This is a genomic window from Streptomyces sp. ISL-36, assembly GCF_018614205.1.
In the GTDB taxonomy this organism is placed as follows: Bacteria; Actinomycetota; Actinomycetes; order Streptomycetales; family Streptomycetaceae; genus Streptomyces.
Map to the genome: position 1 here is coordinate 1 of NZ_JAGGOS010000149.1, position 13,599 is coordinate 13,599.

At 71.5% G+C, this 13,599-nt stretch carries 10 protein-coding genes and 1 pseudogene; 7 read left to right on the forward strand and 4 right to left on the reverse strand.

Annotation, left to right across the window (positions count from 1 at the left end; all coding sequences use genetic code 11):
• The 6 genes from J7E93_RS32165 to J7E93_RS32190 all read left to right on the forward strand — a co-directional run.
• The coding region (locus J7E93_RS32165) for a MinD/ParA family protein (RefSeq protein ID WP_215073564.1) at window positions 1-1,792 on the forward strand (1,792 nt) is incomplete at its 5' end.
• A 180-nt stretch (window positions 1,793-1,972) separates the two neighbouring features.
• Window positions 1,973-3,823, forward strand: coding sequence for an ABC transporter substrate-binding protein (locus J7E93_RS32170; RefSeq protein WP_215073572.1), 1,851 nt, complete (start codon window positions 1,973-1,975; stop codon window positions 3,821-3,823).
• 4 nt (window positions 3,824-3,827) lie between these two features.
• Entirely contained in the window at window positions 3,828-4,889 is a 1,062-nt protein-coding gene (locus tag J7E93_RS32175) for an ABC transporter permease (protein WP_215073565.1), read from the forward strand.
• A complete protein-coding gene (locus J7E93_RS32180) occupies window positions 4,886-5,776 on the forward strand; it encodes an ABC transporter permease (protein WP_215073566.1) in 891 nt (296 codons plus the stop codon). The genes J7E93_RS32175 and J7E93_RS32180 overlap by 4 nt, the downstream gene beginning before the upstream one ends.
• On the forward strand, window positions 5,773-6,747 hold the full coding sequence (locus J7E93_RS32185) for an ABC transporter ATP-binding protein (RefSeq protein ID WP_215073567.1): 975 nt from the start codon (window positions 5,773-5,775) through the stop codon (window positions 6,745-6,747). The genes J7E93_RS32180 and J7E93_RS32185 overlap by 4 nt, the downstream gene beginning before the upstream one ends.
• Window positions 6,744-7,826 (forward strand): ABC transporter ATP-binding protein, encoded by a 1,083-nt coding sequence (locus tag J7E93_RS32190; RefSeq protein WP_251067391.1) that lies wholly within the window; start codon window positions 6,744-6,746, stop codon window positions 7,824-7,826. Before J7E93_RS32185 ends, J7E93_RS32190 begins: the two co-directional genes overlap by 4 nt.
• Before the next feature lie 153 nt (window positions 7,827-7,979).
• On the opposite strand, the gene J7E93_RS32195 is transcribed toward J7E93_RS32190, so the two are convergent.
• On the reverse strand, window positions 7,980-8,873 hold the full coding sequence (locus J7E93_RS32195) for a hypothetical protein (protein WP_215073568.1): 894 nt from the start codon (window positions 8,871-8,873) through the stop codon (window positions 7,980-7,982).
• 47 nt (window positions 8,874-8,920) lie between these two features.
• Window positions 8,921-10,081: a type III polyketide synthase gene (locus tag J7E93_RS32200; protein ID WP_215073569.1), complete on the reverse strand. Its 1,161-nt coding sequence runs from the start codon at window positions 10,079-10,081 to the stop codon at window positions 8,921-8,923.
• Between the two features lie 162 nt (window positions 10,082-10,243).
• On the opposite strand from J7E93_RS32200, the gene J7E93_RS32205 reads away from it, so the two are divergent.
• The gene (locus tag J7E93_RS32205; RefSeq protein WP_215073570.1) at window positions 10,244-11,479 is read left to right on the forward strand and encodes a cytochrome P450; all 1,236 of its coding nucleotides are present in this window, start codon (window positions 10,244-10,246) and stop codon (window positions 11,477-11,479) included.
• Window positions 11,480-11,627: 148 nt separating this feature from the next.
• On the opposite strand, the gene J7E93_RS32210 is transcribed toward J7E93_RS32205, so the two are convergent.
• On the reverse strand, window positions 11,628-12,614 hold the full coding sequence (locus tag J7E93_RS32210) for a bifunctional riboflavin kinase/FAD synthetase (protein ID WP_215073571.1): 987 nt from the start codon (window positions 12,612-12,614) through the stop codon (window positions 11,628-11,630).
• Window positions 12,615-12,653: 39 nt separating this feature from the next.
• Window positions 12,654-13,599 (reverse strand): annotated as a pseudogene (locus J7E93_RS32215) (serine protease); the annotation flags it as partial.

Consider the following 13,599-nt stretch of genomic DNA (forward strand, 5'->3'; position numbering starts at 1 on the left):
TTACGGCTTCCCGCACCCCGGTACCCCTGCCGCGCCGTCCGCGGCGCCGAACCAGCCCGCACCGCAGGCCCCGTACGCCCCTCAGGCTCCGCAGGCGCCCCAGGCGCCCCAGGCGCCCGACGCCAACTCACCTGCCGGCCAGGGCGGGTACGGCTTCCCGCAGCCTCCGGTCCAGCCCTCGCCGCAGGGCGGGTACGGCTTCCCGCACCCCGGAGCCCCGGGCGCGCCGACGCCCGGCCAGGTGCATCCCGATCAGCAGGGGCACCCTCTTCAGGCACCGCTGCCGCCGCAGGACGGGCAGCCGCAGCATCCGGTCGATCCGCGTACCGGCGCCGCCTGGCCCACGGCGGTCACGCACGACCAGCGTGAGCGTTCGGTGCCGGGCGCCCCGCTCGGCTACACCGCGGCCGTGGAGCTGTCCTCGGACCGGCTGCTGCGCAACAACAAGCAGAAGCCCAAGTCCAGCCGGAACCCCGGCGCCTCCGCCCGCTTCAAGCTCGGCGGCAAGAAGGAGGAGGCCGAGCGGCAGCGCAAGCTCGAACTGATCCGTACGCCGGTCCTGTCCTGCTACCGGATCGCGGTCATCTCCCTCAAGGGCGGTGTCGGCAAGACCACGACGACCACCGCGCTGGGCTCGACGCTGGCCACCGAGCGGCAGGACAAGATCCTGGCGATCGACGCCAACCCGGACGCCGGCACCCTCGGCCGCCGGGTGCGGCGCGAGACCGGGGCCACCATCCGCGACCTCGTCCAGGCGATCCCGTACCTCAACTCGTACATGGACATCCGGCGCTTCACCTCGCAGGCACCCTCCGGTCTGGAGATCATCGCCAACGACGTGGACCCGGCCGTCTCGACGACCTTCAACGACGAGGACTACCGCCGGGCGATCGACGTCCTGGGCAAGCAGTACCCGATCATCCTCACCGACTCCGGCACCGGTCTGCTCTACAGCGCGATGCGCGGGGTGCTCGACCTCGCCGATCAGCTGATCATCATCTCCACCCCGTCCGTGGACGGTGCCTCCAGTGCGTCGACGACGCTCGACTGGCTCTCCGCCCATGGATACGCGGAGTTGGTGCAGCGCTCGATCACGGTCATCTCGGGCGTCCGCGAGACCGGCAAGATGATCAAGGTCGACGACATCGTGCAGCACTTCCAGACCCGCTGCCGCGGTGTCGTGGTGGTGCCGTTCGACGAGCACCTGTCGGCGGGCGCCGAGGTCGACCTCGACATGATGCGGCCGAAGACGCGCGAGGCGTACTTCAACCTGTCGGCGATGGTCGCCGAGGACTTCGTCCGGGCGCAGCAGGCGCAGGGCCTGTGGACGGGTGACGGCCAGGGCGGTCTCCCGCCGCACATGGCGCCGCCGATGCCCGGACATGCGACTCCGGGTCAGCAGATGCCCGGCCAGCAGCCGTACGCACCGCAGCCCGGTCAGCCGTACGCGCCCCAGGCCCCGCAGCCCGGTCAGCCGTACGCGCCGCAGCAGCCCGGTCAGCCGTACGGCGGGCAGCCGGGTCAGCAGCCGTACCCGCAGGCGCAGCCCTATCCCCCGCAGCAGGGGTATCCGCAGCAGCCGGGCCAGCCCGGCATGCCGCAGAGCTGGCAGCAGCAGCCGGCCGGTCAGCCGCCGGCCCAGCCCGGCCACCCGGGCCAGCCGCAACAGCCCGGTCAGCCCGGTCAGCCCGTTCCGCCGCAAGCGGATCCGCAGGGTCAGGTGCCTCCGGCCGGGTGGCCCCAGCAGCCTCCGCAGGCACCCCCGCAGGCACCGCCAGCCCCTCAGCAGTAAGGCGTCAGAGGTTGAGACCAATGAGGCTCCGTATCGGCTCCCCGATACGGAGCCTCATCGCATTCCCGCAGCCCACAAGGGGTTTGTGACATCGTTGACGCCACTCGGCCACCGCTGATAGACCTTCGCTTCACCAGTTGGCGCCCCAAGATCCACGACGCGAGGTCACGTCCCATGGTCATGGTCACGAAGGTTCCACCCCGCCCGGTCGCCCCACGCAGACTCCTCCGACTCCTCCTCGCCGCCGGCGTCACCGCCACCGCCATGGTGGCCGTCCCGCAGGCCGCCCAGGCAGCGCCGCCCGCCGAGGGCGACGCCAAGGCGGGCGGCACCACCCTCACCGTCGCCGTCTCGCAGAGCGTCGACTCGCTGAGCCCCTTCCTCGCCCAGAAGCTCGTCTCCACCAGCGTCCACCGGTTGGCCTACGAGTACCTGACGAACTACGACGTGAAGGACGCCAAGCCGATCCCGGGGCTCGCGACCGAGTGGAAGTCCTCGCCGGACAAGCTGACCTGGACGTACACGATCCGTGAGGACTCCAGGTGGTCCGACGGGAAGCAGGCGACCGCCGAGGACGCCGCCTGGACCTTCAACAAGATGATGACGGACGAGAACGCCGCCACCGCGAACGGCAGCTTCACCTCCAACTTCAAGAAGGTCACGGCGCCCGACCCGCGGACGCTGGTCATCGAGCTGAAGAAGCCGCAGGCGACGATGACGGCGCTCGACGTGCCGATCGTGCCCAAGCACATCTGGGAGAAGGTCGGCGACTTCTCGAAGTTCAACAACGACAAGCAGTTCCCGATCGTCGGGAACGGCCCGTTCGTCATCACGGACTTCAAGGTCGACCAGTACATCAAGCTCAAGCCGAACAAGAACTTCTGGCGCGGTGCGCCCCAGTTCGACGAGCTGGTGTTCAAGTACTACAAGGACGGGGACGCGGCCGTCGCCGCGCTGCAGAAGGGCGAGGTGTCCTTCGTACCGAACCTGACGCCCGCTCAGGCGGCCGCCCTGAAGTCCGCGAAGAACATCAAGGTCAACGACGCTCCCGGCCGCCGCTTCTTCGCCCTCGCCACCAACCCGGGCGCCCGCGCCAAGGACGACAAGACCTTCGGCAACGGCCACAAGGCCCTGCTCGACCCGGCCGTCCGCAAGGCGCTCTTCCTGGCCGTGGACCGCACGACGATCGTCGACAAGGTCTTCCAGGGCCACGCCGTCGAGGGCGAGGGCTACATCCCGCCGCGCTTCGGTTCGTACTTCTGGAAGCCGGGCACCGAGCAGAAGCTCGGCTACGACCCGGCGAAGGCCGAGCAGCTCCTCGACCAGGCCGGGTACCGGAAGAACGGCGACGGCAAGCGGGTCGGCAAGGACGGCAGGCCGCTGGACTTCCGGATCCTCTGTCACGCCACCGACCCGAACGACAAGGCCGTCGGCAAGTACCTCCAGGAGTGGTGGGGCAAGCTCGGCATCGGGCTGAAGGTCGAGTGCCTCGACAACGTCGGCGACCCGTGGACGAAGGGTGACTACGACCTCGCCTTCGACGGCTGGTCGGTCAACCCGGACCCCGACTACGTCCTGTCGATCCACACCTGCGGCACCCTGCCGGCCACCCCGAAGGACACCGGAGCCACCGACAACTTCATCTGCGACCCGCAGTTCGACGCGCTGTACGCGCAGCAGTCGGTGGAGTACGACGCCGCCAAGCGGGCGGATCTTGTCAAGCGGATGCAGTCCAGGCTGTACGACACCGGGTACATGAACGTCATGGCGTACCCCAACGCACTCGAGGCGTACCGCACGGACCAGATCAAGTCCATCAAGACGATGCCGGAGGCCGCCGGCAACCTCTGGGGCCAGGACGGCTACTGGAGCTGGTGGTCGGCCGTGCCGGCGGCGGACGCCGCCGGAAGCGGGGACTCCGGGTCCTCGTCCACCCTCTGGCTGGTGCTCGGCCCGGCCGCGATCGTCCTCGTCGGGGTCGGTGTCTGGGCCGCCGTCCGGCGCCGCTCCACCGCCGACGACCGCGAGTAGTGACGTGACGACGGCAAGCACGCCCGCCGACGTGGTGCGGACCGAACCGGTCCGCACCACGGACGGCGCCTCCCGCACCGGTACCACCGTCGCCTACCTCCGCTATGTCGCGGGCAAGCTGGGCGGCGCGGCCGTCTCGCTCTTCGCCGTGCTCGTGACCAGCTTCTTCCTCTTCCGGATCATCCCCGGGGACCCGGTCAAGGCGATGACCCACGGCGTTCCGACATCGGCGGAGCAACTGGCCACCCTCCGCAAGCAGTTCGGGCTCGATCTGCCGATGTGGCAGCAGTTCACCGACTACTGCGGCAAGGCGCTGAGCGGCGATCTCGGCACCTCGTACCAGTTCCACGCCCCGGTGGGTGAGCTCATCGCGCAGAAGCTGCCCGCGACGCTGCTGCTCACCGGCGTCGCGGTGATCATCTACTCGGCGCTCGGGCTGTGGCTCGGCACCCGCTCCGCGTGGAACCACGGCGGCCTCGGCGACAAGGTGAACACCGGCGTCGCGCTGACGCTGTGGTCCGTGCCCTCGTTCTGGCTCGGCCTGCTGCTGATCATCGTCTTCTCGGTCGGCATCGGACCGGTCCCGGGGCTCTTCCCCACCGGCGGCATGGAGTCGGGCACGGGCGAGACCGGCGTCGCGTACGTCCTGGACGTCGCCCACCACATGGTGCTGCCGGTCCTCACCCTGGTCGCCGTCGGGTACGCGCAGACGCTGCTCGTGATGCGCTCCTCGCTCCTCGACGAGATGGGCAGCGACTACCTGACGACGGCGCGGGCGAAGGGGCTGCGCGACGACCTCGTACGGCGCCGGCACGCCGTACCGAACGCCCTCCTTCCGACCGTGACCATGGTCTTCATCAACCTGGGCCATGTGGCGGCCGGTTCCATCCTGGTGGAGACGGTGTTCTCCTGGCCGGGTCTGGGCGGGCTGTTCTACCAGGCGCTCAGCGTGCCCGACCTGCCCCTCGTCCAGGGTCTCTTCGTGGTCTTCGCGGGAGCGATGATCGTGATGAACCTGGTCGCCGACCTGCTCTATCCGCTGCTCGATCCCCGGGTGGGCCGATGACGACCTCTTCGCTGGCCTGGCAACGCCGACGCGGTACGGTGGCCCGCTTCTGGCGCCAGTACCGCACCCACCGTGCCGGGCTCTACGGCCTGGCGGGCCTTGCCCTGATCGCGCTGCTCGCACTCGCCGCCCCGCTGCTCGTCGGTGCCGACGTGCAGTCGGTGACCAGCGCGCCCGGCACGGCCCTGGAGTCGCCGAGCGCCACCTTCCCGCTCGGCACGGACCAGTTCGGCCGTCCGCTGCTCGGCCTGCTGATCTGGGGCGCCCGGATCTCCCTGCTCGTGGGGCTGCTCGCGGCGGCGCTCTCGGTCGCCATCGGCACCCTCGTCGGCATCATCGCGGGCCACTACGGCGGCTGGCTCTCGACCGTCGTCATGCGGATCACCGACTGGTTCCTGGTGATGCCGGCGCTGGTGCTCGCGATCGTGCTGGCGACCGTCATGTCGCGCTCGATGTGGACGGTGATCCTGGCCATCGGCGTCACCAGCTGGCCCACCACGGCACGTCTTGTGCGCGCCCAGACGATCGCGGTGGAGTCCCGCCCGTACATCGAACGCGCCACCGCGCTGGGCGGCGGGCACGGGCACATCATGAGCCGGCACGTGCTGCCGAACGTGATGCCGCTGGTGCTCGCGCAGACCACGCTCGGTATCTCCACCGCCATCCTCACCGAGGCGACGCTGGCCTTCCTGGGCCTCGGCGACCCGACCGTGGTCTCCTGGGGCGGCATGCTCCAGGACGCCCGTGAGGCGGGCGCGGTCTCGTCGGGCCACTGGTGGTACCTGGCGCCGCCCGGGATCGCGATCGCGCTGGTCGCGCTCGCCTTCACGCTCTGCGGGCGGGCCGTCGAGTCCGTGCTCAATCCGAAGCTGGGAGTGGGTCGATGAGCGCGCGAGGCCTGCTCGAGGTACGGAATCTCAGCGTGACGTACGGGTCGGGGGCGTCCGCCGTCCCCGCCGTGCGGGGCGTCGATCTCACCCTGGACGCGGGGCGGAAGCTCGGTATCGCGGGCGAGTCGGGCTGCGGGAAGTCGACGATGGCACTGGCGCTGCTGCGGCTCCTGCCGCCCTCGGCCCGCCTGACCGGCGAGATCCTGCTCGACGGCGAGGACGTCCTCACCATGAAGTGGGGCCGGCTGCGGGCCGTACGGTGGGCGGGGGCGTCGATCGTCTTCCAGGGCGCGATGCACTCCCTCAACGCGGTCCACCGGATCGGCGACCAGATCGCCGAGCCGCTGCTGGTACACGGACGGGTGACGCCGGCGGCCGCGCGCCGACGGGTCGGGGAGCTCCTGGAGCAGGTCGGTCTTCCGGCGGCGCGGGCGGCCGCGCATCCGCACGAGCTGTCCGGCGGACAGCGCCAGCGGGTCATGATCGCGATGGCGCTCGCCTGCGACCCGCGGCTGATCGTGGCCGACGAGCCGACCACCGCGCTGGACGTGATGATCCAGGCGCAGATCCTTCGGCTCATCGAACGGCTGGTCGCCGACGACGACATCAGTCTGCTGATGATCAGTCACGACCTGGCGGTCCTGGCCGACACCTGCGACCGGCTCGCGGTGATGTACGCCGGGCGGGTGGTGGAGGAGGGCCCGGCGCGGGCCGTGTACGACGCGGCCGAGCACCCGTACGGGCGGGCGCTGTCGTCGGCCTTCCCGAGGATCGGCGACCCGGCGTCCCGGCGGGCGCCGCGCGGGCTGCCGGGTGATCCGCCGGATCCGTCGGACCTGCCGGGCGGCTGCGCGTTCCATCCGCGCTGTCCGGTGGCGGTGGAGGCGTGCGGGGAGCAGGACCAGCAACTGCGGGAGGCGGGCGCGGGGCGCCGCGCGGCCTGCGTACATGTCGGGAGTGGCGTATGAACCCGTTGAAGCCGGACGCCTCGGCCGCCGTGGCGTCGTCCTCCTCGGCGGCCGTGGCGTCGTCCTCGGCGACCGCCCCCTCGAAGGCCCTGCCGTCGGCGCCGCTGCTGTCGGCGGCCGGTCTGCACGTCACGTTCCCCGGGCGCCGGGGCGCTCCGGCCGCCCGGGCGGTGGACGGGGTGGACCTGGACATCGGCCCGGGCGAGATCGTGGCGCTGGTCGGTGAGTCGGGGTGCGGCAAGACGACCCTGGCCCGTTCGCTCCTGGGCCTGGTGCCACCGACGTCCGGGGCGATCACCTTCGCCGGTGAACCGCTGTCGTACACCTCCCGTGCCCTCAAGGCGTACCGGAAGCGTGCCCAGCTGGTCCTTCAGGACCCGAGCGGTTCGCTGAACCCGCGCCACACGGTCTACGACGCGGTGGCGGAGGGGCTGCGGATCCACGGGTACGAGGGGGACGAGCGGGCCGCCGTCGCCGAGGCCCTGTCGCGTGCCGGTCTGCGTCCTCCGGAGCGCTTCTTCCTGCGCTACCCGCACGAGCTGTCCGGCGGGCAGCGCCAGCGGGTGGTGATCGCGGGCGCCCTGGTGCTGCGGCCCGAACTGATCGTCGCGGACGAGCCGGTGGCCTCGCTCGACGCGTCGGTACGGGGCGAGATCCTGGCGCTGCTGCTACGTCTGCGGGACGAGCTGGGGCTCTCGGCACTGGTCGTGACGCACGATCTGGGTCTCGCGTGGAACATCGCGGACCGGGTCGCGGTGATGTACCTGGGGAGGATCGTGGAGACGGGGACGGTGGAATCCGTACTGACGTCCCCTCAGCACCCCTACACCCGGGCGCTGCTGTCGGTGCTTCCCGAGTCCGAGGGCGAGCCGGTGGTGCTGACCGGTGAACCCCCGGACCCGTCCCGCGTGCCGTCCGGCTGCCGCTTCCACGCCCGCTGCCAGGTCCTCGCCTCGGGCGAGGCGGCGGCGGTCGCGGACCGCTGCCGGGGCGAGGACCTACCGGTCCTCTCAGGCGGCGGCGCGCGGGAGGTGGCCTGCCACTGGGTGGCGCACCGGGGGACGGCGGGCACAGCCTAGTTCCAGGAAGTGTCCGTGGGACCGAGGACCTCGCGGCCGGGGAAGTCCTTCCGGACACGACCTGGAGGGTGCCTCGCCGATCCTGCCGGGGCTGGATCGGCGAGACACCCTCCGTCTCGGGCTAGGGGCTGTCCGGCCCAGGGAGTGTCCGGTCTAGCGCTTGTTCTTCCCCGGCGCGGCCTTGGGGCCCCCGGGCTTCTGGGAGCCGCCGCTGTTCGTCTCCTTGGGCAGCGTCTCGCAGGAGCTGATGGACGTCCGCGTGGAGACCGACTTCACCAGGCAGGTGTCCTTGCCGACTCCGGCGTCCACCGTCCCCCAGTGTTCTCCGACGATGAGGACCGCGCCGCCGGGGCCGGTGATCTTGTCGTCGCCGGGGCCGGCCTGGATCAGTCCGCCCGACTCCGGTCCGAGGCCGGCGGCCTCGATGGTGTCGTCCTCGCTGCCGCCGAGGACGCGGCCGGAGAAGTCGATGACGCCGGTCTTGATGGTGTCGGCGCCGTCGTTGCCGGTGACGATTCCGCCGCCGCGGTTGAACTGTCCGGGTGCCCCGGACACCGAGCCGGTGGTGATCTTGTCGTCGCCGTCGTCGCCGTGGACGACGGCGCCCAGCTTCGCCCCGTCGCCCCGCACGGTGGCCACCTTGATGATGTCGTTGCCCCGGTTGCCCCGGACCATGCTGAACGTGGTCTGCGGCACCAGGTGCTTGGTGCGGATGACGTCGTTGCCCTCACCGCCCAGCACGGCGGAGTCGATGACCAGCCCCCTGACCTCGATCATGTCGTTGCCGCCGCCGCCCGAGACGGTGACACCTTCCAGGTCGCTGTCGCAGAAGATGTGGTCGTCCTGGTCCGTGCCGTTGACCTGGTCGCCGGGGGGTGCGGGGACGTCGTTGATCCAGCACTGGTGCATGGGGACGCGGCCCTGGTGGGGGGCGGCCGCCTGGACGGGGGATCCGGCCGCGGTGGCGACGGCGACACCGGCGAGCAGCGCGGTGAGGGCGGCCGGGCCGCGCACGGCTCTGCGGAGGGACGACGGGGTGACGGACATGCGGGTCTCCTTTGCGAAATGGCGAGAAATGCCAGGGGGACGAGCGGTCAGGTGTTGGCGCGCGCGGGATGCGCCGCGGGCGCGTAGCCCACGATCCTGCGGGCGTTGAGGTCCGGTTCCAGGGACGGGACAGGGGCTGCTGTCCATCGGCCGAGGCACATCTCCGCGGTGATGCCGGGACCGAATCCGGCGATGATGCCGCGGGCTCCTTCGGGCAGGCCTCCTGCCTCGAAGAGCCTGCGCACCGCGTCCAGGACGACGGCGCTGGCGATGTTCCCGTACTCCGTGAGAGTGGCGCGGCTGAACCGGAAGTCTTCGGGCGGGACCTCCAGGAAGCGGCTGAGGTCGTCCAGGATGCGCGGTCCGCCCGCGTGGATGATGTAGAAGTCCAGGTCGCCGGCGTCCCAGCCGTGGGCTCCCGCGATCTCGCGGAGCGCCGGCGCCAGCGGCTCCATGGTGGTCGGGACCCGCTTGTCCAGCAGGAAGTGGAAGCCGGTGGCCCGGACGCTGTAGGCGATCCAGTCCTCGGTGTCGGGGACCAGATGGGAGTTGTTGCGCTCCAGGGCGATGCCCGTGCCGCCCCGGCCCCGGACGACCGCCGCGGCCACCGCGTCGCCGAACAGGCCGTTGGAGAGCAGCGAGCCGACGCCGAGGTCGGTGGGCTGGTAGCAGAGGGAGCAGAACTCGCAGGCCACGATGAGGACGTTGGCGTCGGGGTACGCGACACAGAAGTCGTGCGCCCGGTTGATGGCCGCGCCGCCTGCCGCGCAGCCCAACTGGGCGATCGGCAGCTGTCGGGTGTGGCTCGGGAAGCCCATCGTGTTGATCAGCCAGGCGGTGAGCGAGGGCATCATGAAGCCCGTGCACGACACGTAGACGATCATGTCGATGTCCGCGGGGCGCAGTCCGCCGTTGCTCAGGGCCTCCTCGACGACCTTCGGCACCCTGGCCTTCGCCTCGGTCTCGTAGAGCGCGTTGCGTTCCTCGAAGCCGGGGTGTCTCAGCGTGTCCTCGATGGGCTGAACGATGTGCCGCTGTGTGACGCCGGTGTTCTCGATCAGGCGGAGCGCCAGGGGCAGTTGAGGGTGATCGGCGTGAAGAGAGCGGGCGAGGGCGAGCGTCTCCTCCCTCGTGATCACGTGCTCCGGTACGGACACCGCGGGTTTGCACAGAGTCACCACGACACTCGCTCCTTCGTTCTCGTCCACCGCGAACTGCCGCCACACTCACCCGGCGAACGGAAGCCCGCAACCGCGACGGTCACCGTCGGCCTACGGAGCGTCATCCGGCAGCTGCGGCGTCGTCCTCCGTTCAGGGGGCTGTGGCCGCCCGGCGTATCGGAGCCGTCCCCGCCCGGGAACAGCCACCTCATGACCTCCGAGATGACCTCCGCCCCCGAATCCGAGGCCGTGGCGCGGCCCGTGCGCACCTGGGCGGTCGACGACCTGCCCGCGCTGGACTTCGACCCCCTGTTGACCGAACTGCTCACCAACGAGCCGGTGGCCCGCATCCGGCTGCCGTTCGCCGCCGAGAACGAGGCGTGGCTGGTGACGCGGTACGAGGACGTCCGCACGGTCACCTCCGACCCGCGGTTCAGCCGAACGGCCCTGCTCGATCGCATGGTCACCGGGATGACCGGCCATATGGTCGCCTCGAAGGCGGCCCTGAACTACGCCGATCCGCCGTACCACACCCAGCTGCGCAAGGCCGTGACCAGAACGTTCACGGGCCAGAACGCCAAACGGCTGCGTCCGCTGGCGCAGGCGACGACGGAGCGGCTGCTCGACACGATGGAAGAGGCCGGCCGTCCCGCCGACCTGATGAGGCATCTGCACGGGCCGCTGCCGATGGCGGTGGTCTGCGACCTGCTCGGCATCCCCGAGGAGGACCGCGCGGAGCTGGCCTCCTGGCCCGACCTGATCCTGTCCTCGGGCCCCGGCCCCGAGAGCAGCAGGGCTGCCAAGGCCCAGATCCACGGCTACATCACCCGGTTGCTCGACCGGCGGCGCGAGGAGCCGGGCGAAGACCTGGCCACCGAGCTGGCGGAGTCCCTCGCCGAAGGGCGGATCAGCACCGACGAGGCCGTCTCGCTGGCCATGGCGATCCTGATCAGCGGCGCGCACGCGGTCCGCAACAACAGCGCCAACATGGTGTATCTGCTGCTCACCCGTCCGGAGTTGACGGCCAGGCTGCGGGCCGAGCCGGAGCTCCTGCCGCAGGCCGTGGACGAGCTGCTGCGCTGGATCCCGCACCGCAACGGTGTCGGGCTGCCGCGGATCGCCACCGAGGACGTCGAGATCGGCGGGGTGTTGATCCGGGCGGGTGAGGCGGTGTACGCGTCCTACCTCGCGGCCAACCGAGACCCGGCGGTCTTCGAGAACCCGCACGAGGTCGACTTCGACCGGACGGGCACCGGGCACGTCTCCTTCGGGCACGGACCGCACCACTGCATGGGGGCGATGCTCACCCGGATGGAGTCGGAGGTGATGATCTCCACCCTGCTGCGGCGCTATCCGGAGCTGCGCCTCGCGGGCAGGCCCGAGGACGTGGTCTTCCAGTCCAAGGGCCTCATCCGCGGCCCGAAGGAGCTGGTCGTCACCTGGTGACCACGGCGGTCCGGCGCCGGCCGGGTCCGGATCGGGCCGGTCGCGCGGATCAGGCCGGTCCGGATCGGGCAGGTCGCCGGGATCCGGTCACCGACTGCGCGGATCGGGTGGGCCGGGCTCCCGGGCCGGCCGATCCGCGCGGCGGGCTTCAGGCCCGGTGCTGGTGCTGGTGCTGGTGCTCGTGCTCCCGGTCGTACGCCTCGGTCAGCTCACGGCACCGCTTCACGTCCCCGGCCATCGCTTCCAGCAGGTCGTCGAGGGTGTCGAACTTGAGCATGCCGCGGACGTACGACAGGAAGTCCACGGCCACGTGCAGGCCGTACAGATCGAGCCCCTCGCGGTCGATCGCGTACGCCTCGACCGTCCGCTCCGTGCCGTCGAACTGCGGGTTCGTGCCGACCGAGATCGCGGCCGGCATCCGCTCGCCCGCGGCGGTCAGCCAGCCCGCGTACACGCCGTCGGCCGGGATGGCGGTGTGCGGCAGCGTCTCGACGTTGGCCGTCGGGAAGCCGAGCTCACGGCCGCGCTGGGCGCCGCGGACCACGATCCCCTCGACGCGGTGCGGCCGTCCGAGGATCTCGGCTGCGCCCTCCATGTCCCCCTCGGCGACGAGCCGGCGGGTGAGGGTGGAGGAGAAGGGCTCGCCGCCGCCCGCCGTGCCGCTCACATAGAGGTCGACGACCTCGACCTCGTAGTCGTAGGTGGCGCCGAGCTCCGCCAGGAAGTCGACATTGCCGGCCGCCCGGTGTCCGAAGCGGAAGTTGGGGCCTTCGATGACGGCCTTGGCGTGCAGCTTGTCGACGAGCACCTTCACGATGAAGTCGGCCGGGGAGAGCTGCGAGAACTCGGCCGTGAACGGCAGGACGAGCACCGCGTCCACACCCAGCTTCGCCATCAGCTCCGCGCGCCGGTGGTGCGGGGCGAGCAGCGGCGGATGGCTGCCGGGCCGCACGACCTCCGAGGGGTGCGGGTCGAAGGTGACCACGACCGTGGGTACGCCCAGCTCCCGGGCGCGCTCCACCGCCCGCCCGATGATCAGCTGGTGCCCGCGGTGCACACCGTCGTAGGAGCCGATGGTGACGACGCTGCGCCCCCAGTCCTGGGGGATGTCCTCCAAGCCACGCCAGCGCTGCACTGTGACCGCTCCTCGTCCGCCTGTACGTCTGTCGCCTGATTACGCAGGTCTAAGACTGCCATGCTCACGCCCCTCGGTTCGCATCGGCATGGAACTGGCGAGAGCCGGGACGGTACGGAGGGTGCTCGGCCCGACGACGGAGGTCCATGCGTCGGGGTCGGCGGCGAGCCAGCCGGCCAGTTGCGCGGCGAACGAGGGGACTTCGCGGGCGAGCTCGACGAGCCGCCGGTCGAGGAGGGCCGCACCCTCCGGGGTACGGGCGAGGAGGATCCCGGCGCGGCGGACGATCGCCCGGGTGCGTACCTCGGGGCGCCGCTCGCAGCCGAGGGCGGCGGCCCGCACCAGGGCGTCCAGGACGGCCGGGTCCCGGCCTTGGTCCCGCTCGTACGCGAGGAGTACGTCGAGCAGTTCGCCGCGCAGGTGCCGGGAGGCGCCCGTGCCGGGCGCGGCGAGGACCGGGGCCAGCGCGCGGCGGACCTGCGGCGGGCGGCTCTGGACCAGGGCGGTGACCAGAGGGAAGAGAACGGCGCTCGCGGCCGGGCCGTGTTCGAGGCGGCGGTCGACATAGGCGGCGGCGTGGCCCGCACCCTCGGGGTGGCGCTCGACGTACACGCGGACGACGGCGGCGGCCCGGCGGGCGAGGGCGGGTGTGGTGACCTCGGCGAGCGCCCGCAGGATGTCGCCCGCCTCCTCCCCCGGTTCGCCGTGCAGCCGGACCTGGAAGGCGGCGAGCACCGGTTCGGGGTGGGTGGTGAGGGCGGCGGCAAGCGCTGTCGCGGGAACGCGGGGGTCGGTCAGGGCGCGGGGCAGGTGCCGGGAGCGGGTGTGCGGGTCGCGTACGAGGAGGCCGAGGGCGGGGCCGTGCAGGGCGGCGTCGTCGGGCCGGGCCAGCAGGGCGAGGGCCGCATAGCGCAGGAGGGCGCGGTCGGCGCCGGTGGTGACGCGCCCCGCGACCAGGCTTCCGTAGATGGCCGCCGCGGCCCGG

Bases quoted from the DNA above. Each gene is read 5' to 3' on its own strand.
- J7E93_RS32190 (WP_251067391.1), top strand. From the start codon at position 6,744: ATGAACCCGTTGAAGCCGGACGCCTCGGCCGCCGTGGCGTCGTCCTCC.
- J7E93_RS32185 (WP_215073567.1), top strand. From the start codon at position 5,773: ATGAGCGCGCGAGGCCTGCTCGAGGTACGGAATCTCAGCGTGACGTAC.
- J7E93_RS32180 (WP_215073566.1), top strand. From the start codon at position 4,886: ATGACGACCTCTTCGCTGGCCTGGCAACGCCGACGCGGTACGGTGGCC.
- J7E93_RS32170 (WP_215073572.1), top strand. From the start codon at position 1,973: ATGGTCACGAAGGTTCCACCCCGCCCGGTCGCCCCACGCAGACTCCTC.
- J7E93_RS32195 (WP_215073568.1), bottom strand. From the start codon at position 8,873: ATGTCCGTCACCCCGTCGTCCCTCCGCAGAGCCGTGCGCGGCCCGGCC.
- J7E93_RS32205 (WP_215073570.1), top strand. From the start codon at position 10,244: ATGACCTCCGAGATGACCTCCGCCCCCGAATCCGAGGCCGTGGCGCGG.